20 protein-coding genes and 3 pseudogenes are annotated in these 25,190 nt (G+C 48.9%); 16 read left to right on the top strand and 7 right to left on the bottom strand.

Annotation, left to right across the window (positions count from 1 at the left end; all coding sequences use genetic code 11):
- Positions 1–21: 21 nt before the first annotated feature.
- The 10 genes and pseudogenes from QZ176_RS07190 to QZ176_RS07145 form a co-directional block, all read left to right on the top strand.
- Positions 22–651 (top strand): annotated as a pseudogene (locus QZ176_RS07190) (RluA family pseudouridine synthase); the annotation flags it as partial.
- 738 nt (positions 652–1,389) lie between these two features.
- Positions 1,390–1,716: pseudogene (locus QZ176_RS07185) on the top strand (RluA family pseudouridine synthase); the annotation flags it as partial.
- Positions 1,646–2,311 (top strand): fibronectin type III domain-containing protein, encoded by a 666-nt coding sequence (locus tag QZ176_RS07180; protein ID WP_295152373.1) that lies wholly within the window; start codon positions 1,646–1,648, stop codon positions 2,309–2,311. The pseudogene QZ176_RS07185 and the gene QZ176_RS07180, both read left to right, overlap by 71 nt.
- A gap of 3 nt (positions 2,312–2,314) precedes the next feature.
- Positions 2,315–4,507, top strand: a complete 2,193-nt coding sequence (gene trmB / locus QZ176_RS07175) for a tRNA (guanosine(46)-N7)-methyltransferase TrmB (RefSeq protein ID WP_295152371.1) — start codon at positions 2,315–2,317, stop codon at positions 4,505–4,507.
- Positions 4,495–5,184: an ATP-binding cassette domain-containing protein gene (locus QZ176_RS07170; protein WP_295152369.1), complete on the top strand. Its 690-nt coding sequence runs from the start codon at positions 4,495–4,497 to the stop codon at positions 5,182–5,184. The genes trmB and QZ176_RS07170 overlap by 13 nt, the downstream gene beginning before the upstream one ends.
- Positions 5,171–5,986, top strand: coding sequence for a hypothetical protein (locus QZ176_RS07165; RefSeq protein WP_295152367.1), 816 nt, complete (start codon positions 5,171–5,173; stop codon positions 5,984–5,986). Before QZ176_RS07170 ends, QZ176_RS07165 begins: the two co-directional genes overlap by 14 nt.
- Positions 5,983–7,365, top strand: a complete 1,383-nt coding sequence (locus QZ176_RS07160) for a peptidoglycan DD-metalloendopeptidase family protein (protein WP_295152365.1) — start codon at positions 5,983–5,985, stop codon at positions 7,363–7,365. Before QZ176_RS07165 ends, QZ176_RS07160 begins: the two co-directional genes overlap by 4 nt.
- 3 nt (positions 7,366–7,368) lie before the next feature.
- Positions 7,369–7,830 carry a hypothetical protein gene (locus QZ176_RS07155; RefSeq protein ID WP_295152363.1) on the top strand — a complete coding sequence of 154 codons (462 nt, stop codon included), beginning with the start codon at positions 7,369–7,371 and terminating at the stop codon, positions 7,828–7,830.
- 25 nt (positions 7,831–7,855) lie between these two features.
- Positions 7,856–8,671, top strand: coding sequence for a threonine/serine exporter family protein (locus QZ176_RS07150; RefSeq protein WP_295152361.1), 816 nt, complete (start codon positions 7,856–7,858; stop codon positions 8,669–8,671).
- A gap of 1 nt (position 8,672) precedes the next feature.
- Entirely contained in the window at positions 8,673–9,164 is a 492-nt protein-coding gene (locus tag QZ176_RS07145; RefSeq protein WP_295152418.1) for a threonine/serine exporter family protein, read from the top strand.
- A 54-nt stretch (positions 9,165–9,218) separates the two neighbouring features.
- Here the strand turns inward: QZ176_RS07145 and QZ176_RS07140 are convergent, their stop codons facing one another.
- From QZ176_RS07140 to QZ176_RS07130, 3 genes are all read right to left on the bottom strand, one after another.
- Positions 9,219–10,169, bottom strand: a complete 951-nt coding sequence (locus QZ176_RS07140; protein ID WP_295152359.1) for a hypothetical protein — start codon at positions 10,167–10,169, stop codon at positions 9,219–9,221.
- A 202-nt stretch (positions 10,170–10,371) separates the two neighbouring features.
- Positions 10,372–11,340: a hypothetical protein gene (locus QZ176_RS07135; protein ID WP_295152357.1), complete on the bottom strand. Its 969-nt coding sequence runs from the start codon at positions 11,338–11,340 to the stop codon at positions 10,372–10,374.
- A gap of 184 nt (positions 11,341–11,524) precedes the next feature.
- Entirely contained in the window at positions 11,525–12,685 is a 1,161-nt protein-coding gene (locus QZ176_RS07130) for a PepSY-associated TM helix domain-containing protein (RefSeq protein WP_295152355.1), read from the bottom strand.
- 352 nt (positions 12,686–13,037) lie between these two features.
- Between QZ176_RS07130 and QZ176_RS07125 the strand changes: the two genes are divergently transcribed.
- The 6 genes from QZ176_RS07125 (at position 13,038) to QZ176_RS07100 (ending at position 18,973) form a co-directional block, all read left to right on the top strand.
- Positions 13,038–13,727: a hypothetical protein gene (locus QZ176_RS07125; RefSeq protein WP_295152353.1), complete on the top strand. Its 690-nt coding sequence runs from the start codon at positions 13,038–13,040 to the stop codon at positions 13,725–13,727.
- 44 nt (positions 13,728–13,771) lie between these two features.
- The gene (locus tag QZ176_RS07120; protein ID WP_295152351.1) at positions 13,772–14,494 is read left to right on the top strand and encodes a hypothetical protein; all 723 of its coding nucleotides are present in this window, start codon (positions 13,772–13,774) and stop codon (positions 14,492–14,494) included.
- 297 nt (positions 14,495–14,791) lie between these two features.
- Positions 14,792–15,685 (top strand): DMT family transporter, encoded by an 894-nt coding sequence (locus QZ176_RS07115; RefSeq protein ID WP_295152349.1) that lies wholly within the window; start codon positions 14,792–14,794, stop codon positions 15,683–15,685.
- A 296-nt stretch (positions 15,686–15,981) separates the two neighbouring features.
- On the top strand, positions 15,982–16,695 hold the full coding sequence (locus QZ176_RS07110; protein ID WP_295152347.1) for a vWA domain-containing protein: 714 nt from the start codon (positions 15,982–15,984) through the stop codon (positions 16,693–16,695).
- Positions 16,696–17,285: 590 nt separating this feature from the next.
- Entirely contained in the window at positions 17,286–18,392 is a 1,107-nt protein-coding gene (locus QZ176_RS07105) for an alanine racemase (protein ID WP_295152345.1), read from the top strand.
- A gap of 140 nt (positions 18,393–18,532) precedes the next feature.
- Positions 18,533–18,973, top strand: a complete 441-nt coding sequence (locus tag QZ176_RS07100) for a pyrimidine dimer DNA glycosylase/endonuclease V (RefSeq protein WP_295152343.1) — start codon at positions 18,533–18,535, stop codon at positions 18,971–18,973.
- A 435-nt stretch (positions 18,974–19,408) separates the two neighbouring features.
- On the opposite strand, the pseudogene QZ176_RS07095 reads toward QZ176_RS07100, so the two are convergent.
- The 4 genes and pseudogenes from QZ176_RS07095 to QZ176_RS07080 all read right to left on the bottom strand — a co-directional run.
- Positions 19,409–19,720: pseudogene (locus QZ176_RS07095) on the bottom strand (formate--tetrahydrofolate ligase); the annotation flags it as partial.
- Between the two features lie 153 nt (positions 19,721–19,873).
- The gene (locus QZ176_RS07090; RefSeq protein ID WP_295152341.1) at positions 19,874–20,431 is read right to left on the bottom strand and encodes a histidine phosphatase family protein; all 558 of its coding nucleotides are present in this window, start codon (positions 20,429–20,431) and stop codon (positions 19,874–19,876) included.
- 168 nt (positions 20,432–20,599) lie between these two features.
- Entirely contained in the window at positions 20,600–21,232 is a 633-nt protein-coding gene (locus QZ176_RS07085; protein WP_295152339.1) for a tetratricopeptide repeat protein, read from the bottom strand.
- A gap of 37 nt (positions 21,233–21,269) precedes the next feature.
- Positions 21,270–23,909, bottom strand: a complete 2,640-nt coding sequence (locus tag QZ176_RS07080; RefSeq protein WP_295152337.1) for a hypothetical protein — start codon at positions 23,907–23,909, stop codon at positions 21,270–21,272.
- Between the last annotated feature and the right edge of the window lie 1,281 nt (positions 23,910–25,190).

Genomic DNA, 25,190 nt, shown 5'->3' with positions numbered 1-25,190 from the left:
ATAGCCAAAAAAGGTATAAATTTGGATAATCTAATAGCACAATGCAGCGAAAGACTCGACGTTTTTTTAAGCTCGCAGCTTGGAATTTCGCGCAATCAAATATCAAGCCTGATCAAATCCGCGGCAGTCAGAGTGAACGGAGCCGTGCAAACTAAGCCCGGCTACAAGCTATCTGCGGGCGAGCTCGTGCGTATCGACTACCCCGCGCCCGCGCCGCAGCAAATGAGCGCAGAGAAGCTAAACTTCGACGTTGAAATTTTATACGAGGACGATGATCTGCTCGTGGTAAATAAGCCCGCAGGCCTTACCGTCCACCCCGCCGCAAGCGTCAAAGAGCCCACTCTCGTGGACTGGCTCAAGTCTCGCGGCTATCTGCTTTCCACACTCGGCGGCGAGCTTCGCGCGGGCATCGTGCACCGCCTGGATAAGCTTACCAGCGGAGCCCTGCTCGTCGCCAAAAACAACGCTGCGCACGCCGCGCTCTCGGCGCAGCTAAGCGACAAGAGCATGGGGCGGATATACCTCGCGCTCATCAACCTGCCGCTGAAAGAGCCCTGCGTGATCGAGCGCCCGATCGCTCGCAACCCTGCAAACCGTCTAAAAATGGGGATCGTGCCCGGCGGACGCAGCGCAAAGAGCGCGTTTTATGAAATTTTAAGCGGAGCGGAACTAAGCGAGCTTCAAAACTCCGCCCAGAAGAGCGATGAAATTTTAGGCGCGGGCGCGGGCAATGGTACGACTGCGGGCATGGATAAAATTTCAGCCGCCGATAAAATTTTAGCTGCGAACGCAAGCGTAAGTAAAATTTCGACTAAGGACAAAATTTTGGGCGACGCTATGGATAAAATTTCAACTGGTAATGCGGATAAAATTTCGGGCGCGACCACAGATACGGGCAAAATTCTGGCCGTATCCACAGGTGAGGATAAAATTTTAAGCGCTAGCAAAGGCGCAGATGCGAGTAAAATTTTAGCCACCGACGCAAGCACGCGCGGGAATGAAATTTTAAATGCAGACCCAGCCGCCGGCACGGATGAAATTTCAACTACCGACGCGAGCGCGAGCAAGAACGCAGGCATGGATGAAATTTTAGACGACTACGCAGGCGCGGATAACGCGGACGAAATCTCAAATAGCTGCATGCGGAGCGCGGATAAAATTTCAATCCAAAGCGTAGATAAAATTCCAAAAAACCACGCAGACAACGCAGATAAAATTCCAAGCAGCCGCACTGGCAACGCAGGCAACGTAGATAGCGAGGATAAAATTTTAACCGCCGATATGAGTGCAGCTCAAACCCTAGCCGCCCGTCTCGCCGAAAATAAATTTTTAAATTTTAAAAATCCCGCTCAAAACCAAATTTTGCCGCCGATAAATCCAAAGAGCTTCAATCTCGTCGCGGCGAAGCTCTTCACGGGTCGCACGCATCAGATCCGCGTGCATTTAAGCTCGATAAATCGGCACATTTTGGGCGATCATTTATACGGATTTAAGAGCGAAAACGCTAAAATTAGCAGGATTTTGCTCCATGCCTATTTGCTCTATTTCATCCATCCGCGAAGCGGCAAAGAGGTGAAAATATGCGCGGGCTTGCCGAGCGAATTTCTAAATTTTACGACAAATCAAAAGGTAAAGGATGAAATTTATGAAAAAATTTTACCGACTAACGTTGAGCGCTACTTTAGCGATACTAGCGGGTGGCTGCGCTATGTCTAGCGCGCCTAGTGCAAGCGACGAGAGCCTGCCGCGCGTAGAGGGCATTAGGACGATCACGAGCGACGATGAGATCGGGCTTGAGTGGCCTAGATACGACTCAGATGCCGCCGTGCTGGGCTTTGTCGTTTACCGAGCGCCCGCAAGCGGCGGCGAAGCCAAAAAGATCGCCACCATCGCAGATCCATACTCCACCCACTATGTAGATACGAGGCTGCAGCCGGGCACTTCGTATAAATACACCGTGCGCACATACGGCGCTAAGGGCGTTTCGGCTCCTTCTCCGGTCGCTATCGCAAGTACCGCGAAGATGCTAGAGTCCGTGCCGTTTGCGCAGGCGATCTACGGACTTCCGGGCCGCGTTAAGATCATCTGGCGCCCGCATCCGGATCTTCGCGTAAGCTCCTATCTAATAGAGCGCCGTCCTAAGGGAGGCGAGTCGTGGAGCACGATTAAAGAGGTTCGCGGCAGACTTAGTGCTGAATATATCGACAATATCGATTACGGCGAAGGATATGAATACCGCATTACCGTCAAAACCGAAAACGGAGAGCTGTCCAAGCCTAGTGCAGTCATTGCCGCAGCGCAGGCAGAATAAAGTTTGCCGAATTTCATAACCCAAAGCGTGAGCCTGCCGCGGCTGCCGATTAAGCTCGGCGAGACCGAGTTTTTAGAGACGGCGCGCGGCAGAAATTTAACGCTCCTGCGAACCAAAAGCTTTGATAGCGAGTTTTTTATCATCCTAAAGCCCAGCGGCGGTAAAGTGATAGTAAAGGGCGAAAAGATCACTAAGCCTGCTAAGATCGGCCATCTGCAGCGAGCGCTTGAAATTTTTAAAGAGCGCTTCTGCGGGCGGATCATATCACAGGCGTTTGCTTTCAAAGACAGCTCACTTACCGAAAAAACGCCGCTGATTTTGGACGAGAATGAAATTTTATCCCTCGTAAAAAGCTCTAAATTTAATAAAATTTTCATCGAGATCGGCTTCGGCTCGGGCAGACACCTGCTTCATCAAGCGCGCTCAAATCAAGACGCGCTGCTAATCGGCATCGAAATTTACAAGCCCGCGATCGAACAGGTCGCAAAGCTAGCGATCCGCGAGGGGCTGCAAAACATCGCTCTCATAGCCACCGACGCGCGAGTTTTGCTGAGCCTGCTTCCCGCGGGCTGCCTGCAGCGCGTATTTTTGCACTTCCCCGTGCCGTGGGATGACGCGCCGCACCGCCGCGTCATAAGTGACGAGTTCGCCTCACAGATCGCACGCACGCTCGGGCGCAGCGGCCGCTTCGAGCTTCGCACCGACAGCGAGGAGTACTTCCTCTACGCAATGCAAAAGCTCTCTCCCTACGTTCAGCGCAAAGCGGGCGAAATTTCGCACTTCAAAAACCGCGACGCCGCCGTAGCGAGCAAATACGAGGATAGATGGCGCAAAATGGATAAAAATATCTACGATCTGATTTATGAAAACAAAGCCGCGGGCCGGGGCGAGCCGCAACAGTTTGAGATGGGATTTTTAAAATTTGACGCGGCGGCAATCGCGCGAAATTTTAAAAATTTCACCTTCAAAGGCGAGGATTTTTTCGTGCATTTTGAGGAAATTTTTTACTTTGACGCGCAAAAAAGCTTGGAGGCAGGCGGGATTTGCGCGGCAGGCGGCGTAAATTTTGATGCAGGCAGTAGCTCAAATTTTACCTCAAAAACGAACTCAAATCCTTGCGCAAACCTAGATGGCGGTTTTATCTCGTACGAAGCAGGCGCCGACGGCATGTCCGAAGCCATAAATTTAAACGCAATGCGAGGAAAAAATTTAACTAAGCGCACAAGCATGGATGAAATTTCGTCAGGCTGCGGCAAAATTTCATCTACGGCAGCGGGCGATAAAATTTCAGCTTGCGAGAACGCTACGCAAATTCTAAAAAAAGCGAGTGCCCCACTGAATACAAACCGCGCGGATGAAGCGGACGCAAAAGACAGAGCAAATTTAAACGAGGATCGCTTGAGCGCAAGCGGCGTAAATTTAACGAGCGACGTTCCCGTCGCAGTAAGCGCTAAATTTAGCCGCCCCGCCCCGAGCGAAAAGCGCGCTTTAGCCTGCGAGCAGATCGTAACAAGCAGCGCGCTAAATGCTAGCGGTGTGGAGGGTGCGCTTGCGGCTATCGATGCGACAGGTGCAAGCACTACACCCGCAGCGATCGGCACAATAGATGCAAGCAATGTGCCGAATTTGGATGGCTCATTCGCGGCGACCCGTACAGCAAAAGCAAGCGCCGCATCAAATGCAACCCACACAGACGAAGCAAACGCTACGCAAATTCTAAAAAAAGCAAGCGCCGCGCCTTGCAAAAATAAGCTGCAAGCCGAACTAAAAAACGAGCTAAACCACGCTGCTGAACCGCAAGCAGAATTACAAAATAAGTCAAACCCTATCAAGTCGCAAATCGGTCACCGAAGCGAGCTAAGCCATGACGAGCTACAAGCCGAACACCAAGGCAAATTAAATCGTGCCGAGCAGCAATGGCAAGGCAAACCAAGCCGCGTTAAGTCGCAAGACGAATGGCAAAGCGAACCAAGTTGCGCCGAGCCGCAAAACGAACAGCAAAGCAAGCCGTGCGCTGCCGAGCCGCAAGACGTGCTAATCCTGCTTTCGCTCGGGGCATTCGACTTTCCGCAGCAGTGTTTCATCCGCGCAAACGCAAGTGGCACGAGCTACTTCATCCGCCGCCCGCTTCCTACGCGCGAAAACCACGCGGCACATCAAAAAATTTCGGAGATATTTTCACAATGGCAGAGATAACGGACGATTACAACATCATCACCGCAGCGGGCCTCACGCTAGGCTACGAAAAGGCGGGCGCGGTCATCCAAGACGCGAGCTTCGGCATCGGCGCGAAGGACTTCGTCATCATCACGGGCAAGAGCGGTAGCGGCAAATCCACGCTGCTTAAGTCCTTCTACGGCGGCATCGACATCATCGGCGGCGAGCTGAACGTCTGCCTGTGCGACCTAAAAGGCATCACGAACTCCGATCTGCGCACCCTGCGCCAGCGCATCGGCATTATCTTTCAAAACTACCGCCTGATCAACGAATGGACGATCGAGCGCAACATAATGCTTCCGTTAATGATAATGGGCTACAATCAGCAGGTCTGCCAAGACCAAGCCAAAAAGCTACTGCGCCACGTCGAGCTCGGGCATAAGATGGGTAAGTACCCGCTCGAGCTTAGCGGCGGCGAGCAGCAGCGCGTGGCTTTGGCGCGCGCGATGGCGCATAATCCGCGCCTGCTGCTGTGCGACGAGCCTACGGGAAATTTGGACGACTACTCCAGCGCCATTATTTGGAATTTGCTGCGCTCTGCGTGCGAGTCGTGGAACGCCTGCGTCGTTATCGTGACGCATAAAATGCCCGCTACGCTTCGTTTTAGGCACCGACATTTTGAGATTAAGGACGCTAAAGTAAATGAAATCGATTAAAACCCATTTCGGCGTGATCTTTTCGCTCGTCGCGCTGCTTTTTTCAGTGCAGTTTGGAATTTTTATGAGCAATCTAACCAAAAGCTACGAGCGCTCGATCCAAAACGAATATAACATCGTGCTAGTCTCCAAAACCTCGCTCAGCCTGCAAGACGCGCAAAAAGCGGTACCGAAAATCAGCTCGATTAGCGAAATTTCCACAGCGGGCATCACCGAGCGCCTGAAGGGTAAAATTTCACAAAACGCCTTTGCCGAGCTTAGTAAAAATTTGCCTAAATTTTATAGCGTCAAGCTCGAAAGCTTCCCCGACGCCGCGCAGCTTGCAAAGATCGAGCAGGATCTAAAATCTATCGGCTCGCTTACGCGGGTTGAAATTTTTAAAAAGACCCACGATGAAATTTTTAAAATTTTACTACTTATCAAAAGCCTCGTTTACGGCTTTGCGTTTCTCATCGTGCTTTTAGGCGTGATGTTAATTCACCGCCAGATGCGTATCTGGGTTTACGAACACAAAGAGCGCATCGAGATCATGGAGCTTTTCGGCGCGTCGTTTCTGATAAAAAGCGGCAAACTCTACCGAATGGCGATAATAGACTCCTTCATCGCCACGCTGATCGTGACCTGCTTTTATATAGCGCTTCCTTTTTGGGAGGTGTTTTCGACCACGCTTAAGGGTATCGGCGATCTACGCACCGCCATAGTGTTGCCTTACGACGCGCTGATCCTTTTAGGCGTGGCTTTAGCGCTATCTATAATCGCGGTAAGTTTTGTGATGCTGCAAATCGGAAATAAACGAGCATGAAAAGGGCTTTTTTAGCGCCGCTTCTTGCGCTGGGGCTTGCCGCGGCTCTTATTTATGCCGCGCCCGCAAAGCAGCAAAGCACGAAAGATAAGATCGCCAAAGCGGGTCAAGAACTCAAAAGCTCGCAAAAGGAGGGTATGCAGCTCTCGCAAAAGATCGACGAGATTGCGGGCCAAATCGTAAAGGAGCAGGAGGGCTTTAAAAAGCGCGAGGGCGAGATCAAACAGCTAAGCGAAACGATCGAAGGGCTAAAGGATCAATACGCCGCCGAAGCGCAGGAGCTTGAGAAGCTCAATAGCCAAAACGTCATGCTTCTTAGCGTGCAAAACGACCTAGAAAGCAAGATCATAAGCGTGATCTCGCAAGAGCTATCATTTGATCTCATCACCGACGTAAATTCCACAACCACTCCCGATTCTATCGTAGCTAGCGAAATTTTAGAGGGGCTCGGCGTCGTTATGAACGACGAGCTGAAGGGGCTGATCAAAGACTACGAAAATAATCAAAATTTTATCAACGAGCAGAACAAAAAGATCAAATCGATCCAGGCGAGCATGGCGGGCTACGACAAGAAAAAAACCGATCTTAACGCCAAGCTAACCACCCAAAAAGAGAAGCTCGCGCAGATGAAAAAGGACAAAGAGGACTATATCGCGCGCTTAGAGAAGATAAACGACGAGCAAGACGCCATATCTAAGACCCTGCAGGAGCTTAAGATCATCGACGATGCCGAAGAGAAAGCCAAAGCGCAGAAGGAGGAAGCGGCACGCCAAGCAAAGCTTGAAGCGCAGAAGCAAAAGGAGCGCCAGGCACGCGAAAAAGAGTACGCCAAAGCAAAGGCGGCTGCCAAAAAAGCGGGCAAGCCCGAGCCTGCGCCGCCTCTTGAGCCCGAGCCCGAAGTGAGCGAGCCAGCGGATGAGCGCGTAAGCAAGATCAACCAAAAAGTCAAGCAGTACGGCTCGAGCTATCAGTCCTCGCGCGTTAAAAAATACAGCGGAGCCAAGACCGCAGCGCCTTTAAACGGCGCGTATTTGAAGCGAAAATTCGGCAATTACAACGATCCCGTGTATAATATCAAGCTTTTCAATGAAAATATCGTGCTGGGCTCAAACAACGGCGACACGCAGGTTAAGGCGGTGCTGCCGGGCAAAGTGGTCTTTGCCAAAGAAACCGCCGTGCTCGATAAAGTCGTGATCCTAGAGCACAGCGGTGGCATCCACACGATCTACGCGCATCTAAATCAGATCCCGCCTACCGTGCGCGTCGGCTCCAACGTCAAAAAGGGCTACATTATCGGGCGCATCGGCTCGGATCTGACCTTTGAAGTGACGCAGCAGAACTACCACATCAACCCGCTTGATCTAATCAGCTTGAGGTAAGCCGTGAGCAGGGAAAATTCTAAATTTAGCGGATCTTGCGAGGACGCCGAAAGTTTAAATTTAAGCGGACAGAATTCAGGCTGCGATTTAAATTTAGATGAGCAAAATTCTTTAAAAGAGCAGAATTGCGCCACTTCAAATTTGAGCGATGAAAGCTCTGCGGCGGCGTTAAATTTAAGCGAGCAAAATTCCGCCTCGGCACTAAATTTAGATAACTCAAATTCCGAAACGACGTCAAATTTAAACAATCAAAATTTTACCGCTACAAGCGATGTCGCCGCGTCAAATTTAGATAGCGAGAATTCCTCCACGGACGCTGCCACTGCATTAAATTTTAAAAATAAAAATTCCGCGACGGCGGACACCGTAGCGACATCAAAAACGATGGCGGGCGCCGCAAAAACAGGAAGCTACAACGAGCGTCGTAGAAGTAAAAACGACGAAAACAGCGCAAAACGATATTGAGATTACAAGGGTAGCGGAGGAAATAATGACAACAGAAATGGCGGCAGCAAAAGAAGCAGAGGCGGCGAGGCCGCAGATCCAAGAGCTTACCAATTTTCTTAGCGAATACACCGCCAAGATGCTTAGTATCGGCACTTACACCGCGCGCATCGAGCGCTGCGTGCGCAGGATAGCGGACGCTTACGACTATGAGGCGAGCCTGATGATCTTTGTGCGCCACTTCATCATCAGCGTGATGGATCCTGCGGACAACTCCATCCGCCGCACCTACGTTAAAACGGGCGCTGCGGCGCGGATCAGCTTTGATCTGATCTCGGAGCTAAGCGCGCTTAGCTGGGAAATTTACGACGAAAAAATCCCCCTTGCGCGCGCCAGAGCCGCATTTGCAGAAATTTTGGCCTCGCAGAAGAAAAGCTTCGCCAAAACCCTCGTTCTGCTCAGCGTCGCAAACGCCGCGTTCTGCGAGCTTTTCGGCGGCGATGGCGGCGCGATGGCGCTCGTTTTTGCGGCTACGGCTTTTGGAATTTGCGCTCGTTATCTGCTTAGCAAGCTTAAAATCAGCCTAAAAATCCAATACATCGCGGTTTCGTTCGCAGTCTCCTTCATCGTCTCGCTAGGCGCTCGCTACGGGCTTAGCGCCACGCCCGACGTCGCCGTGGGATCGAGTATACTATTTTTGATCCCCGGCGTCTGGCTGATAAACTCTGTATTTGACATCCTAAACGAAAATATGCTCGTAGGCATCAGCAGAGGACTAAACACGGGGCTTTTGATCATCTGCATCGCGATCGGGCTCTTTCTGACGCTTAGCATCTCAAATTTGGGGCTTGTAAATGTTTGATATAGCGCTTTTGGTATTTAAGGATGCTTGCTTTGCCGCTGCGGCGGGGCTTGGTTTTGCGTATGCGTGCATGCCGCCTAAAAAGACGCTTATTTTCTCGGCGCTGCTTGCGGCGGTAGCGCATTCGTGCAGGTTTCTGCTGATCCAAAGTCAAATTTTTTCGATCGCCGCCGCGACGCTTTTTGCGTCGTTTCTGATCGGCGTTTTAGGGATGCTCTGCGCCAAGCGCCTCAAGGTACCCGCAGAGATCATCGCCTTTCCTGCGCTGCTTCCGATGATCCCCGGCATCTACGCCTACAAGGCGGTTTTGGCGCTGTTTTCTTATATCAGAGCCGCGGGCGCAGAGCATAAACTCGCCCACCTCATCTCGTTTTTCGATAATGCCCTCGCCACGATCTCGATCTCACTGGCGCTCGGCACGGGCGTTTCAATAACGCTGCTAATTTTCTATGAGCAGTCCTTGATGATCACTCGCGGCGCAAGGAGCAAATAGCGCTAAATAAGAAATTTTAAGCGTGCACGACGGGCAAATTTTATAAATTCTATTTTATTGCTCTCGTTTTATCTCTTTGGTTTTTTCATCGTAATAATATCCTTGCTCCACACCCAGCAAATTATCTTTTATATCGCATTTATATGTATAATTTTCATCAAAAATACCTAGATAAAAAGCATACCGACTATATTTTCTACCTTCTAACTCAAAAAACGCTTTATACGGTTTTATATCTTTCTTTTTAAAGTTATATAAATTACAAAAGTTATCGTATTTTTTATCTATTAGGCTTACATACATATCAAAAAATAGCATGTCGGTTGGAATAGAAAAAATTTTATCATTAGGATATTTGTGATCGTATATTTTAGGATTAATTTCATTTAAAAATATTTTTTCCGTAAATAACATATCAAATACATGTTTATCATTTTCTAATCCGCTAAAATATAATTTGTATTTTAAATTTCCATCCGACAAGATTAAACTATTATTATTTTCCCAGGGGTAAACAACTTCGCCTTTGAGCATGGACATATTTACAAAATCTTTGAAATTTGCTACGGCTTGTTTGCCGTTGCAAGCCCTGTCTCCCAAACCCATAAAATATTCTAAATTTATATTGTCATCTACAATGAAAAATTCGCAAGCTTTATCTGGACGATTATTTCCACCGCATCTTTCCGCCAACCCGCTATAAAAATTATAAAATTCATCCTCTACTTTACCGTATTGTTTCTTTATTTTTCTTTCCATATCACGGAATTCCTCCGCTGAAATATTTATAGATTTATAGGTCTTTTTAAGCATGCACTTTAGTGCCCTATCCTTAAGCTGTATATCCGTAAGATTGCCATCCAGATTACATATCCATTCATATGGATCGGTTTCAATTTTTTCGGCTGAATTTGGGTATTTATACTCCGCGATAATCGAAAGTATCGCGCACAAAGCGCATATTATTATGATGAAAGCCAAGCACAGATAATATCTCATTTTCAAATTTCGCTCCTAAAATTTTCCGCAATATACCTCACATAGACTTAATCCGCGATAATTTTAGAATGTCTCAAATATCGTTAAATCAGAGCTTTTCTTGATCCGCTTCGGCAAATTTCATCTCAATGCTTTGTAGGTATTCGGCTCTCTTGCGCCGCTCGTCGCACCTCTTGCCGCGAAGGTAAAATTTAATTATATCCTCCATTTATCGCTCATTATTCGATATTTGTTTTATTGTTTTCTCTTTTTCATCGTAGTAATATTCATACAATAAGTCGTATTCTAGACTTTTGCTAAATTTCATATTTTTATCTATTACTATAAATAGAAAGCCATAATTAACATGGAGCGGTAGATATTTTATAGGCGTCTCAAAATCATCTATTTTATAACTCGCTTCATCAATTTTTATTCTATTTTTATATTGTTCATACCTATGGCAAAAAATATCATAATTTGGATTACTCGGCTCAATATATGCATAAAGACTCAAAAATATCGAATTTATTGGTATAACAAATACAATATCCGTATGGTCAAAACCAAAACTCTTATCAATTTCTAATGAATTATTGAAAATTTTTTCTGTTAATATAATTTCCCCGGATTCCCTATCTCTATAGTCATCTTCATCGATATAATTAAAAAATATTCCGTACTTTAAAGAACCATCTTCCAAAACCAAACTTTCCTTATCTTCCCAAGGATATACAACTTCGGCATTAAAAATTTCTTTATCTATATGGGTTTCGGCATCTTGTATCGCTTTGCCGTTTCTGCAAATTTTTGAGCCCAAATCCATAAGATAATCTAAATTTAGCCTTTTATCTATCTTGTAAAATTCGCATTTATCATCGGGGCGTTTATCGCTATGGCATTCTGAATAACGGATCTCTACGCCGCCGCCGATTTCGTTGGCCGTATCGCCATATTCCTTTTTAACTGCTTTAATTCGTCTATCATATTCTCTTTTATTAAAGTTATAAAAAAAGTGCCAATCTTTAAGCATACACTTTAACGCCCTATCTTTAAGCTGTATATCCGTAAGATTGCCATCCATATTACATATCCATTCATATGGATCGGTTTCTTCTTTTTCGACCAAATAAAATATTATGCCGGAAGCACATATTATTATGATGAAGGCTAAGCACAAATAATATCTCATTTTCAAATTTCGCTCCTAAAATTTTCCGCAATATACCTCACATAGACTTAATCCGCGATAATTTTAGAATGTCTCAAATATCGTTAAATCAGAGCTTTTCTTGATCCGCTTCGGCAAATTTCATCTCAATGCTTTGTAGGTATTCGGCTCTCTTGCGCCGCTCGTCGCACCTCTATCGCCAAAGTAAAATTTAGCCGAGCTTTTCTGACTTAAACGCCCTTTTTACCGTCATATAAAAGCCACTAAAGATAAAAAGCGCCATACAAAGCGAAACGAGCGACCATAAAATTTTACCCGCGAGCCCAAAAAAATAGCCCGTATGCAGCTGATAGTTCGCGTCTTTAAACTCGCCCACGGTGATACCCTCCGTCTGCTTCTGCTGTGCGACTTTGCCCTCCTTTAGCTTCACGCTCGCGCCTATTGGGCGGGCGGTAGCGGGTGCATCGGGCTCGTAGTATCTGACGCCGATCTTATCTCCGGCTGCGAGCATTAGGGTAAATTCTTTATACTCTATGCCGCTTGATCTGAATATCTCATAAGCCCTCTGCGCGTCGCTAAATTTATACGTAGCGGGCTTTTTGCCCTCCTCTTTAGCAGGTGCGGCGGCGTGATCTTTAGAAGCGGCGGCTTTAGGTGCGCTAGCTTGCGGTAAATTTTGAGAGCTAACGAAAAGCTTCATCACCGCATCGTTATACCAGCCGTACGACCAATTAAGCCCGGTTAGGCAGATAAGTAGGTAAATCACCGCACTTAGCGAACCTAGGCTCGTGTGTAGGTTATAAAAAAGAGCGTATTTTTTGAGTTTAAAATTCGGCTTTATCGCCTCGATAAATTTACGCTTTAGCCTTGGGAAATGCAGCCATACGCCGCTTATTACGAGCAGTATCATCGCTGTGGCGCTCATGCCTACGATCTGTTTGCCGATCTCGGCCGCGGTTTTATTGCCGCTTAGCGCTAGGCCTAAATTTCGATGCAGCGCCATCACCGTTAGCACAAAGCCCGTGCCGCGATCCTTGCCGATGATCTGCGCGGTGTACGGATCGACCAGATACGCATCATTTCTGTTTGCGTAAATGACGAAGGCTTCGTCATCGCTTTTGGGCACGACGAGCCTTACGGGCTGTTTAATGCCCGTTTGCTCGCTAAAGCTTTGCAGAATTTTTTCCACGCTTTGCATTTCGCCCGTTTTTTCGACCTTTTTAGAGCCCGCGTTTATTAGCGCCTCAAGCTCGTGCTGATACGACAAAATCGCGCCCGTAACGCCTATGATAAGCAGCGGGATAGAAAAAACGATCGACAAAATAAGATGGACGTTAAACAAAATTTTATTACGCTTCAAAAGCGAGCTCATTGTAGATCCTTGCGAGATAAATTTAATCTTTATTTGATTGAGGTTCGCAATTATATTGTGCGATTTTAAATATTTAGATAATTATCATTAAGATTTAGGCCGCAAAAATTTAAGGCGTTTTATGGCATCGCAAGAGCGCCTAGGTACCTCGCGCAATGTCATAAACTGCATATTTCAGAATATCGAAGCCAAAAATTTAATCCGCCTTTCGTGCGACAAGATCACTCTAGTAAAGTAAAATTCTAATCTCAAATTTATAAAAAGCGTGCTCAAAATCTCGTAAATTTAGAAATTTTGCGCTAAAATTGCCAAAGACGCGAGCTTGCGTAATCCAAAAAACAAGGTCATTATTATGTCGCAAAGTATAACCGAGTTTGCTACGATAATCCTTTATGTTACGATAGGCTTTTGCCTTCTTGTTTCATTGTTTCAGACAGATAGATCCTATAAAACCGTGTATCGCGGGACATTATTTATCCCAACCGATCCGCTTTTAAAAATACCTATGTTTATAATATGCCTAAGCTTCGGTGTAGTCACTCTATCCAGCTCGAATGTAGCAAAACACAACGGTAATCCGGTACCCTGCTTTTACACTCACGATAAAGTTTGCTCGCAAGAGTACAAAGCGGCGGGCATAAATTTAAGATGCTTCGAAGAAGGCGATCCCAGATGCGTGGATGGGTATCTGCAAATAAGCGAGCCAAGACTAATACTTGGCAAAATCATATCTGTCTGCGCCATAATTTTTTCCTTTATCGTGCTAATTCAAAAAGGAATTAGAATAGATAAAAGCGGCATCTGCAAAGAATGGGAGGTTTTGCCGTTTAAACATACGGAAAGGATAAACTTTGACGAGATGAGCTACGCCGTAGGGTTTATAAGAGGCGTAAAAATAATCAGCATACGCGGCAAAATTAGCGGCGTTAAATTTGGGGCGGGATTTTTATATGCACGAAGGGATATAGATTTTTTGCAAAATTTTATATTAGAAAAGCTAGCTGAAATTTCAAAAGCCGAAGCAGTCGAGCGAAACGCCTAAATTTAAATATATCGTCGTAAAATATCCGAAGTGAAAGGAGCCGCATGAGACTTTTGTATTTTGTACTTTTTGCAAATGTAGTGCTATTTGTACTTTGCGGTTTAAAAAACTTTCTGTTTAAAAGCAGCGCTTCTTATAAAACCGTGCAAAATGGCGCCTGGCTCATACCGCCTAGCCCTGTAGCCAAATTTACGCTCGTCATATTTATTTTATCTTGGGGGTCGATAGTGGCGTTTGACGAGCCCTGGATAAAAAGGATAAAAGGTAAAGGTAAAGTTACATGCTTTGACGCAAGCGACCCTTTATGTATAGACGGCTTCTTGCACAGAAGTGGCGACGAGACCGCACTCGCGATCGCGATGGGCATTGTTTTGATACTTATATCGCTATGGCTATTAACCGAAAAAGGGGTCATCATAGACAGCCGAAGTATAAGGAGAGAATGGGAATGTTTGCCGTTTAAATTTAGCACAAAGATCGATATAGAAAATGCCCTTATGGAAAAAGGGATGAAGGGCGAGATGCCGATTTTAAAAATAAAAGACGGGCAAAGCGGCAAAAATTTTACGCTCTCATTTCCATACGCACAGCAAGATATAAAATTTATCGAAGCAGAGATAAGAAAGAGGCGCTATAAGATGATGAAATCAAAAGAGGCGAAAGCTCCCCTCAAATCCGCGCTCAAAAAAACTATAAGCTTAAAAGGCGCGAATGAGCGCGCAAACATAGAAATTCTAAAAAACGACAAAGAGGGCGCGGGCGATTAAATTTTAAATTTATCCACGCGCGAGCAATAGCTATGAAAATTTATGACAAGCCGTAGCAAAGCAGCATAATGATCACGCGAGTAGTAGCTGTAAAATGTACGCGTAGTGAAGCGGCGGCAACAAGTGCGCGAACAAGCCCAACGCAAGCCCTAAAAAGACGGGCCGGGCGCTTAAAATTTAACTCGCGATCTTAAAAACCAAAATTCCAAACCGATCCGTCAAAATCGTCAAAATTTAGCCTATTTTTTACCTAAAATTTCGTAAAATTACCACTTTAAATTTTCAAAAAGGACGCAGATGAATAAAAGTTTGGAATTCAGAGCCGACATCGGAATGCTCTTCGTGGCGATCGCTTTTGGGCTCGGGTATCTGCCCACCTCGCAGGCGCTTGCGAGCAACAACGTCTTCGTGCTGCTATTTTGGCGCTTTTTTGCCGCGAGCATCATCGCAGGCGCGATATTTTTCCCGAAGCTCAAAGCCATAACTTCGCGCGAGATCAAGCACGGCGCGGTGCTTAGCCTGTTTTTATTCGCGGGTTTTACGTCGCAGACCTTCGCCTTTAAATTTGCGCAAAGCTCCTCCGTGGCGTTCATCATCGGCCTAAACGTCGCGCTCGTACCCTTCATCGCCGCGGCGCTGTTTAGACATAAAATTTACTCCTACGCCTACGCGGGCATCGCGCTTGCGATCGCTGGGCTCTATCTCATCGGCGACACGCAGCTAGGCCTGGGCAAGGGCGAAGCGCTGGCGCTAGTCTGCGCCTGCGCGTATTCGTTTCACATCGTGCTGACCAACCGCTTCGTTCAAAGCTGCGACGTAGCGGGCATCGCCTACGTACAGATCCTCTGCCTAAGCGCGCTTTGCTGCTTCGCGGCGATCTTTTTTGAAAGAGTCAGCATCGTGCCAGTGATGGATAGAAGCTTTTTCGTCGCGATGGCGGTGATCTGCCTGCTGGGAACGGTTTTTGGCTTTTTTGCGCAGGCTTTGATGCAAAAATACACTACGCCCGTAAAAACAGCTCTGTTTTTCACGCTCGAGCCCGTGACGGCGGGCATTATGGGGGTATTTGTGGGCGGCGAGAGGCTAAGCGCGATGCAAATTTTAGGCGCGGCGCTCATCCTCGCAGGCGTTTTGATAAGCGAGATCGGAAGCTACCTTAGCGCAAAACGGAGCAGATCCGCAGGCGCTTGATTTTGCGGCGGCGCAAATTCCATAACTTCCATGCCACGTGGAATTTTGCGCCATAAAATTCCGTGCCGCATAAAATTTGCACGCGAAATCCCGTGCCGTATAAAATTCCGCGCCTCACAGAATTCTATGTCGCGCGAAATTTTGCGGCGCCTCTTGCAAGGATACGTTAAAATTCCACGACAAAATTTCGTATTAAAATTTACGTAGCATGGGCGTGCGGCGAAGCTTTAGCGATAAAATTTCATTGCTTAAGCGATACAATAGTAAAATAATGAAATTTTAACAAAGGAGCCCCTATGAAAAAAATCATCCTTCTTGTTGCCACGCTTGCGGGCATAATGTTTGCCAAAAGCGTAGAGCTAGAGACGCCGCCCGATCATAAAGACGGCGTAAATCACCTGGAATTGGTGCTGATCTTAGATAAATCAGGCTCGATGAGCGGGCTTGAGAGCGATACGATCGGCGGATTTAACTCGATGATAGAAAAGGAGCGCAAAGAGGGCATCGACGCCAGCGTCACGACCGTGCTTTTCGATACGAAATTTAATGTCATCCACGACCGCACGCCGCTTAAGAAGGTCGAAAACCTAACGTCCAAGGAGTACTACGCCGGCGGCAACACCGCGCTACTTGACGCCGTCGGCAGCACGATAGCGCGTATCGAGCGAGTACCTGACATCTATGCCAAAAACAATCGCGTGCTTTTCGTCATCATCACCGACGGACAGGAGAACTCGAGCCGCGAATACTCCAAAGCGCAGATCAAAAAGATGATTAGCGACAAGCAGGAAAAATACGACTGGGAGTTTATCTTTTTAGGCGCTAATATCGACGCCGCAAGCGAAGCGCAAAGCATCGGCATCAAAAGCGAAAACGCCCTAAAATACGAGAATTCCAAAGAGGGCGTGAGTAAAAATTTCGAAGCGGCAGCCGAGATATCCAAGGACGTAGCGACCGACAATAAAGCAAACTCAAAATGGCGCGACAAGGTGCTTCAGGATAAAAAATAGCAAATCTCGAGGCGAGGCGCGCTAGAAATGAAGCGCTGCTACGAAGCGAGCGGCACAAAAATAGGCGGCGATGTGCAGCATGCGACGCAAAACGAGCTTTAGTAAAAAACACGGGCGGCGGCGCAAACGAGATTTATCAAAAAAATACGAGCGGCGGCGCGGAAACAGATAGTGCGCCGGGTCGCTCGCTGAAAAATTTAACGCGAATATGTGCCGCAAGAAAAACAGGCGCGCGAGGAATAAAACGGCGTGAAGCGGAGCCGAAAACTCAGTGAGCCTAGCAATATGGCGCGCATATTGATTTTCACTCAGCGCATTTTAGAATTTTATTTTGATTTTTTCATGCGGCGCGCGGTATTGCTTTTGCCTGCGCTGCTTTGTGCAGCAAGGAAACGCAAATTTACTCGCTAAATTCAGACGTTTCGCGAAGGGCACCGATTTACGGCGAGTAAATTCGCTTTTCGCGAGCGACAGGTAAATTTCGCCCTTTGCAAGCGGCGCTAAATTTTAAAATTTCGCCGCCGCAAAACGGGCGCAGCCAATAAGCGCGGCTGAATTAAAATTTCGTAAATTTAACTAGGAGGAAGCTTATGAGTGTATCCGACATCGACACGCCAGCGCTGCTGATTGAGCAAGAGATCGTGCTTCGCAACCTGAAAAAGATGCAAAGCTACGCGGACGCCGCGGGCGTGCGCCTGCGCCCGCACACCAAAACGCACAAAATGCCCTATTTCGCGAAGCTGCAAAAAAGCCTCGGCGCTGCGGGCATCACGGTCGCCAAAACGGGCGAGGCCGAGATCATGGCGGCAAACGGACTGAAAGATATATTTATCGCAAACGAGATCGTGGGCGAGCTGAAATTTCAGCGCATCATCGCGCTTTTGCGCGCGGGGATAAACTTAAGCTTCGGCGCAGATAGCATAGAGCAGGCGCGCCTGATAGAGCGTGCCTTTGAGCGCAGCGGCACGAAGGCCTGCGTGCTTGCCGAGATCGAAGTGGGCGAAAACCGCTCGGGCTTCGTGGAAAAGCAGGATTTCGCGGCGTTTATAAAATTTCTAAAAGGCTGCAAAAATATCGAATTTCGCGGCGTGTTCTCCCACGACGGCCACTCCTACAAGGCCGCCGATAAAAGCGAGTGCGAGCGCATCCATCTAGCCGCTCAGCGCCGCACGCTGGAGTTTGCGGATATCGCGCGCGAGCTGGCTCTGCCCGCACGCGTCGTTAGTATCGGCTCGACGCCCTCGCTCATAAACGATTTTGAAATTTTAAAAGGCGTCACCGAGATCCGCCCGGGCACATATATCTTTATGGACGCCTCGCAAGCGCAGGCGTACGGCGATTATTCGATGAATGCGGCGAGTATCTTTACGACCGTCATCAGCAGACCTACGGCGGATCGCATCATCACTGACGTCGGTGCCAAGGGGCTCACGCAGCAAAGGCGCACCGAGGGCTTTACGGCAACGCCCGGGCTCGGGCGCATAAAGGGCACGGAGGTGTGGATAAATGGCGTTTACGACGAGCATGCGATCATCTACGACAGAGCGCTGAGAGACGCCGTGCACGTGGGCGATCGGCTCGAAATTTATCCAAACCACATCTGCCCCGTCGTAAATTTGCACGAGTTCGCCTATCTCGTAAGCGGCGGCGAGGTCGTAGAAAAGATCCCCGTGCTATGCAGAGGCAAGCTGCAATGAGCGGACAAACTCAAAGGTGCGGCGAGATAAAATTTTAGCTTCGGTAGAGCCTGGCTAAATTTAAGGCGCGAATTTATCGCCGCTCAGGCTGCGGCGCAAAGCGCGCCAAATTTGACGACAAAATTTAACGAAAGGCGAAAATGAGACTTTGGACGATAAGCTTTAAATATCTCGACGCAAAGGGGCTCGTGGCGCTGTGGCGCGAGGCGCTGCTAGCTAAAAACGTGCTAGCTGGGCTTACTAAAGGCTACAAAAATCACCCGCAGCTTGACCGCTTTTACGCGCACGAAAACGCGCTAGAGGCGGTAAATGCATATCTGGCGGAAGTTTATGAGGAGGGCTGTGCTCGCGGGTATAAATTTGACGCCGCGAAGGTGGGCGAATTTGACGTGCGAAATTTGGCTAAAATCAGCGCCGCTCGCGGCCAGATCGAGTATGAATTCGCCTTTTTACAAAAGAAGCTAAAAATGCGCGATGTCAAGGCTTACGAGCGAAATTTAAGCATAAAAAATATAGAAATCGCAGGCGTTTTTGAGGAGGTCGCAGGCGGGATCGAGCCGTGGGAGAGGGTTAAAATTTAGCTCTGTTTCGCGCAGGATTTTTGGCTTGCCTAGGCAAATTTGATCAATAAAAACGCCAAAATACATTACGCCGATTTTCCCCTAAATTTGACGTAAAAATCTCAAATTTACGATTAGTGGCGATTTGCCAAAAAGGCAAGCAATTTTATCCGCTTTGGCGAGAGATTATGGGCAATTCGTCAAATTTTAAAAGGCGAACCTAACGTCAAATTCGCCTCTGTTTTTAAAAATAAAAGCCGATCCGCAAAATCCCGCGCTTAAAATTTACCCGCAAGCGAGCAAATTCAGCTAAATTTTGCAAATCGGTAACTCTACTCCGCTCTCGTCTGAGTACCTACGAACGCTAAGCTTAAAACGCGACTAGGCCGGCGAGCTAGGCTTAAACCCCAAGGCGAGCGCACAAAAAAATGGAGGCGCAAAAAATAAAATTTCAAATCACGCCAGCCCGCTTATTACGCCATCGCTAGTGATCTTCATATTTATCGCGTTAGGGACTTTTGGTAGTCCTGGCATAAGCATTATCTTGCCGCAGACGGCGACGATGAATCCCGCTCCCGTGCGGATCTGAAGGTCTTTGACGCTGAGCTTAAAGCCGCGTGCGCGCCCGAGCGCCTTGGCATCGTTGCTGAAGCTATACTGCGTCTTAGCAACGCAGACGTTTAGCCGCTCAAGCCCCAAAGCCTTGATGTGCTGCAGCACCTTTTGCGCCTCGGGCTCGAAAACGACCTCGCTCGCGCCGTATGGTTTAAATTTTACTTCGCGGCGGCGGGCTATCCGCATTCAAAAAGCAGCGCTCATTGCATGATAAAATTTCGCCGCCTCGCGACAGCTGTCAAACGGCGCATTAAATTTAAAATTTACAAAACGCAAAATTTCAAAATTTCGCGCAGAGCGGTATCTCTACGCGGCGCGCTGCCAAATTTCTACGCAAAAGCAGCCTTCGCAAAAGCGGTATATCAAGCGGTAGCCTGCCCGCCGCGCGCTATGGCATATGACGCGCAGCACGAAGCCGTGCGCGATCACCGCCGTGTCCGTCTCTAGCAAAGACGGCACCAGATCAAGCGCGCGCCACCGTTCCTCTTTCGCGCTCGCACCGCTAGGGTTCATGCCGCACAGCCACAGCAGGCGCGAGAGCACGAGCCAACAATCAAACGGCATTTTTATTAGCGGCACGGGAAATATTCGCAGATTAAACTCGCGTAAAGCCTCTAGGTACTCTATGTCCCGCTGCGGGAATAGCTTTTGCGCCGTAAGCGCGGCGCGCGGCAGAGGCGAGGAACATACTCGGCTTATGCTAGCGAGCTTTTCGTATGCGGCGCTGCTTTTAAATTTATAGGTTTCATACAGAGCTAAGCTTTGCGTAGCGCCATATAGGATCGCGCGCCGTGCCGCTTCTGCGGCGTCGCATACGCCGCGATCGATCAGCGGCGTAACGTGGCGGATCAGCGCTAGCGTCATTATCTTGCCTCCTAAAATACGAGCCCGCTAAGAACTTGCGCCGTTATGTTTCCGCTCCTACAGGATACTTGATGTTTAGATTTGCGCTATTTATGCGAAATCTGCTATGGTTCTTACTCCGTAGCCACGACGAGCGCGAGGGTATGCTTCAAAGCATGGATTTGCGGGCTATTTAAGCCTTTCGTAGCTTTCGCATGAGCTTTGCCATGCCCTTTCATGTTCCGCTACCGAGCTCATAAATCTATCCTTGCCGCCTAGCTCGCAGGCCTTTTTGTAGTATTCTACGGCTTTAACATTATCTATGCCCTCGTAAAGACGTGCTAAATTTAAACACGCAAGCCAGCTGTCTGCGATATCCATATCGCAACCGCGCACATAGTAACCTACGCCCTTTATAGCGTCTTTGCGCACGCCTCTGCCTCCCATATACGCAGAGCCTGCGTTACTGCAGCCTATCGCGTGCCCGTCATCGCAGGCTTTGTCAAACAGCTCCGCCGCCTTCGCCTCATCGCGCGGTATCCCCTCTCCGCTTTGATACAAAATGCCTAAATTTACGCACGACTCCACATCGCCGCCTTTGCAAGCTTTGACGTATAACGGCGCAGCCTTTAGCAGATCTTGTGGCACGCCCCAGCCATAATTATAAATCTGCGCCAACGCCCCGCACGCCTTCACATCGCCCTTATCGCAGGATTTTGTAGCCCAGCTTATATCGTCTGCGGTGATTTCAAAATTTTCGGCAAGCGCGAAATTTGCAGCAAACGTCGCGATAAGCGCTAGAATTGAAATTTTATTTTTCATTTTCATCCTTTTCGTTTTTTAAGATCGCGCGCTAAGCCTAAGGTGCGGATTTATTGCATTGGCGTAGATTTGTCGTCGCCTGCTCTTTGCTTTTTAGCGCTTCGTAAATTTCATCGACGCCGCTTAGATTTTGATCCAAAACCTCTCTCGCCTTTTTTAGCGTGCGTGCGCCAAAAATCCCATCTTGCTTCACTCCGATGCTTTTTTGGATATATAAAATTTTATCCTTTTGCATAGCAGCGGAATCCTTAGTCGCCCCGGAAACGGAATTTGAAGCAGGGCTTTCAGAGCCGCTAGAGCTTGCACTCGTAGAATTTTCGTCTGCAGAATTTACGCCATCACTCGCGGAAGCGGAATTTTCGTCCTCAAAAAATGTAGGCATCCACCCTTGCAGTAGCCCTGCTGCGCCGGTTTTTAGCACGTAGCCCGTATTTGCCGCGCCTCCGTAGATTGCACTAGCCAAAACGGCGCAGAGCAGAGCTTTGCAAAAGCGAACAAACGCCGCGCCGCCTCTGCCGCAGCGATACTCTCGCGGAATTTTACGAGCTTTTACGGCACACCGCACTGCGCTTGCCAGCCACAGCGCCACACCGCCTAACAACCCCGCAGTAGCGATTGCCACGCCACATGCAAGTGCCCAAAAATAATGCTCCGCAAAGATCATCTCGAAGCAGCCCTCGCACGCCAGCGCGGCCGCCGCAATGAGCGCGCCTCCGCCTACGTACCACATTACGCGGTCATAGCGTGGGCTTAGCACGCCAAGCGCCCCAGCCATCGCTCCGCCCAAATCACGAGCGCATTGCTGCGAAATAAAGCCCTCACAAACTCGCATAATCGCCGCGGCGAAACTCTGCGCGCAATCCTCGCGCAAAGAACGCGGGAAAAATAATTTCTTTAATCGTGCAAAGGGCGAAATTTTAGAATTTGACGCGGCAGGATCTCGCGTATTCGCGCAATTTTTAAATTTTGCAGCGGCAAAGTTTTTGGAATTTGCAGAATTTATCGCAGCGGAGTCTATGGAATTTGTGGAATTTTGAGCATTTAAGACACTTAAATCTCGGTAATCCTGCTCGCCGCGTAATTCGCAAAGATCCTCCGCGGCGCGATCAAAAGTGCCGCTTAAGCCCTCTTGCGAGCCGGCGAAATTAGATCCATTCTGCGCGCGAGCTTCGCTGTTTTGCTGCCTAGCCTCAAAATCGCCGGCAGAATTCTCTCCACTTTCCGAAAGATCTGCCCCGGCAAATTTTATGCCACCGCTCACTCCTCCTGCGAACCTGCTTTGCTCTCTGCGCGATCCCAAGCGATTATCTTCCGCGCCCATAGAATTTGCCGAAGCGCTCGCGAATTTCGTGCCCGCAAATTTTACGCTCGCGCCGCCCTCGAGATTTTCTTTGCGAGAAGCGTCTTTTGCAAGGCTCAAAGCGTCGCGATCAGCCGCGCTGCGGGCAAAATTTACAGAGTTAAAATGTCCATCCGCGCCGCGTAACTGCTCAAGATTTAGCGTCTCGCCGCGCAGCTTAGCACTAGCTAGGCGCATCGCCGCATCCAGCACAGGCTTTGCGCGAAATAGCGCAAAAAGGCTTTGCGCATCGTCCCGCCCTAGCCTAGCAGGCGCGCCGCGTACCGCCGCAAGCTCCGACGCAAAAACTTCGTCCAAAAAGTTAGGTCTTACGAATGTCACGCCGCCGAAGCACGCCGCATCGTAAGCCTTGCCGCAGACGGCAAAACTCAAGCGCAAAAAATCATCCTCCGCGCTAAATACCGCTTCGCAGCCGCCCTGCACCGCTCGCAGCGAGCTTAGACGAAACAAAAGTCTGCGCGCAGCAAAGCCCACGCCCTTGCTGCATAAAAAATCCAGCAGCTCGCGCCCGAAAACCTGTGAGCTAGCGCCTATGCTGACGCTCGGGCGGGCATAAACGGATACTTTGCCGGTGCGAGTGAAATACCCGCGCCCATCGCAGTGCTCGCAGCGAAAATCACCCGCGCCGCCACACTTTTCGCAGCGCAATCTGCCTGCGCCGCCGCAAGCGGGACAAATGCGCGAGCCGCTACCGCCGCAGCTAGCGCAGGGAATGAAGCGATAGCCCATAGAATTTGACGCAGAGCCTGCGGAATCGCTTCCAGAAAGACCGCGCGCATGAGCGTCCGTAGAGCTTAATGCCGCACGGCTATAACCACCGGCGCCCTTGCAAGTGGGGCAGATCAAGCGCCCGCGTCCGCCGCAGTTAGCGCACGGCGTCTTGCCCGCACCTTCGCAGGCTTTGCAGCGTCTCCTGCCCGCACCGCCGCAATGCTCGCAACGCAGCTGAACGCTAAAGGGTTTAAAATCGTGAAATTTTATGATCTGATCCGCATTCGTAGCGGCTTTTTGGGGGTCTGCACGCAGGCGTAGCATAAAAGCCTCGCTTAGCTCTGCATCAGTGCTTGCCGCGCGCAGGCACTCGCGCGCATGAGCTTCGAACTGCGCGACGTCAGCGAAATGCAGCTGAGCGCGCTCGCCGCCACTTATCCGCGAGACGCTAAACTTGCCGGCAAAGTCATAACGCACGCCAAGCCTTACGATAAATCCGTAGAACTCGCGATCAAGCTCGCGCAGATCGGCGCCGCCACTACGCGCTAGGGCTTTGAGCCTAGCGATAAACGCCTCTGCAAGCTCCTCTTTATCCAGCTTGTCCATGATCGCTCCTCTCTTGCGGGCGCGCCACAAAGCCGCGCCGCATAAATTTTAAAATTCCTTTATTAAAATCCTGCAAATTTAGCATTTCATACAATTATACCGCGAAAGGGAATTTTAAAATTCCAAAATCTCACGCAGGATGGAATTTAGCGCCATTGCTCGCCGTAAAATCTCGCTGCAAATCAAAGCTCTAAAATAGAGCTCGACGCGAAATCTCGCACTGCGGCGCGGCGACTTACATAACTGCCGCAACAAATACGGCGCGAACGGATCGCAAAACAGAGCCGCCAGGCATACGGCGCCCGAGCGGTAGCAGCGGGCATGCAAGACTTTAATTCCGCAGCAGCGCATAATTTGGCTCGCGAAGATGCGCGATACGGCATAACGCACAGCAAATTTCGCGGCCGCGTGAAATTTTAAATTTCACGGCTAGCTCGTGCGTACGACATGCAATTTAAAATTTCACGACAGCTATGGCGCGGCGCGCAGCGATCTAAATCTATGACAAGCAGCAGCGCGCAAATTTCAATCCCGCGCGACAATCAGGCGACGGGCGCGTGGAGTGCAATTTAATTTACGAGCGCGCAGCGGCATATAGTCGTCGCGCAAATTCAGTTCGCAGCGGGCAGCACGGCGCGAAATTTCATTGCCGCGACGCATCGGCTCGTAAAATTTAATCCTATTACCGCGCAACTATAGCCGCCTGCGCCTTTGCAAGCAAAGCGGATCAGACATCCGTGCCCACTGCAGGCGCTGCACGGTGGTTGGTAAAATTTAATCTGGGCGCCGCAAACCTCCGCCAACATGACTGATTGCGCGGGCGTAAAATTTAGCTTGCGATGTCGCGTAATTTAACTCGCGGCAGTGCATGTCGCGGCGCAAGCGCGAATTTTAGATCGTGCGGCGATCTACTGCGCGACCGACGGATTAATTTCACGGTGCGCTCGACATGAAATTTAGAATCTCATAGTGACACATGACACTGTGCGCGGCCGCGTGAAATTTTAAATTTTACGGCGAGCTCGCACATTATGAAATTTTAAATCTCGCCGCGAGTGAGCTCGCAAGCTCGCGGGCGGCTCGGTTTAAGATCTTGCGCTCGGTTTTTACGCGGAATTTTGCGAGCGAAATTTCAAATGCAAACCCACGCAAATTTTGCGCCGAATTCTGCGTAGAATTTTACGCAGAATTTAATGAAATTTCGCGGGACGAACCCGGCGCACCAAAATCCGACTAATCCGACTAATCCGACTAATCCGACTAATCCGACTAATCCGACTA

Source organism: uncultured Campylobacter sp. (assembly GCF_905373215.1).
Lineage (GTDB): Bacteria > Campylobacterota > Campylobacteria > Campylobacterales > Campylobacteraceae > Campylobacter_B.
Note: the sequence above shows the minus strand (reverse complement) of the source record. Positions and strands in the feature narration are given on the sequence as shown.

What these genes read in the sequence shown, in the direction of transcription:
- QZ176_RS07180 (WP_295152373.1), top strand. Translation starts at nt 1,646, where the DNA reads ATGAAAAAATTTTACCGACTAACGTTGAGCGCTACTTTAGCGATACTA.
- QZ176_RS07170 (WP_295152369.1), top strand. Translation starts at nt 4,495, where the DNA reads ATGGCAGAGATAACGGACGATTACAACATCATCACCGCAGCGGGCCTC.
- QZ176_RS07165 (WP_295152367.1), top strand. Translation starts at nt 5,171, where the DNA reads ATGAAATCGATTAAAACCCATTTCGGCGTGATCTTTTCGCTCGTCGCG.
- QZ176_RS07160 (WP_295152365.1), top strand. Translation starts at nt 5,983, where the DNA reads ATGAAAAGGGCTTTTTTAGCGCCGCTTCTTGCGCTGGGGCTTGCCGCG.
- QZ176_RS07150 (WP_295152361.1), top strand. Translation starts at nt 7,856, where the DNA reads ATGACAACAGAAATGGCGGCAGCAAAAGAAGCAGAGGCGGCGAGGCCG.
- QZ176_RS07130 (WP_295152355.1), bottom strand. Translation starts at nt 12,685, where the DNA reads ATGAGCTCGCTTTTGAAGCGTAATAAAATTTTGTTTAACGTCCATCTT.
- QZ176_RS07125 (WP_295152353.1), top strand. Translation starts at nt 13,038, where the DNA reads ATGTCGCAAAGTATAACCGAGTTTGCTACGATAATCCTTTATGTTACG.
- QZ176_RS07120 (WP_295152351.1), top strand. Translation starts at nt 13,772, where the DNA reads ATGAGACTTTTGTATTTTGTACTTTTTGCAAATGTAGTGCTATTTGTA.
- QZ176_RS07115 (WP_295152349.1), top strand. Translation starts at nt 14,792, where the DNA reads ATGAATAAAAGTTTGGAATTCAGAGCCGACATCGGAATGCTCTTCGTG.
- QZ176_RS07110 (WP_295152347.1), top strand. Translation starts at nt 15,982, where the DNA reads ATGAAAAAAATCATCCTTCTTGTTGCCACGCTTGCGGGCATAATGTTT.
- QZ176_RS07105 (WP_295152345.1), top strand. Translation starts at nt 17,286, where the DNA reads ATGAGTGTATCCGACATCGACACGCCAGCGCTGCTGATTGAGCAAGAG.
- QZ176_RS07100 (WP_295152343.1), top strand. Translation starts at nt 18,533, where the DNA reads ATGAGACTTTGGACGATAAGCTTTAAATATCTCGACGCAAAGGGGCTC.
- QZ176_RS07090 (WP_295152341.1), bottom strand. Translation starts at nt 20,431, where the DNA reads ATGACGCTAGCGCTGATCCGCCACGTTACGCCGCTGATCGATCGCGGC.
- QZ176_RS07085 (WP_295152339.1), bottom strand. Translation starts at nt 21,232, where the DNA reads ATGAAAAATAAAATTTCAATTCTAGCGCTTATCGCGACGTTTGCTGCA.
- QZ176_RS07080 (WP_295152337.1), bottom strand. Translation starts at nt 23,909, where the DNA reads ATGGACAAGCTGGATAAAGAGGAGCTTGCAGAGGCGTTTATCGCTAGG.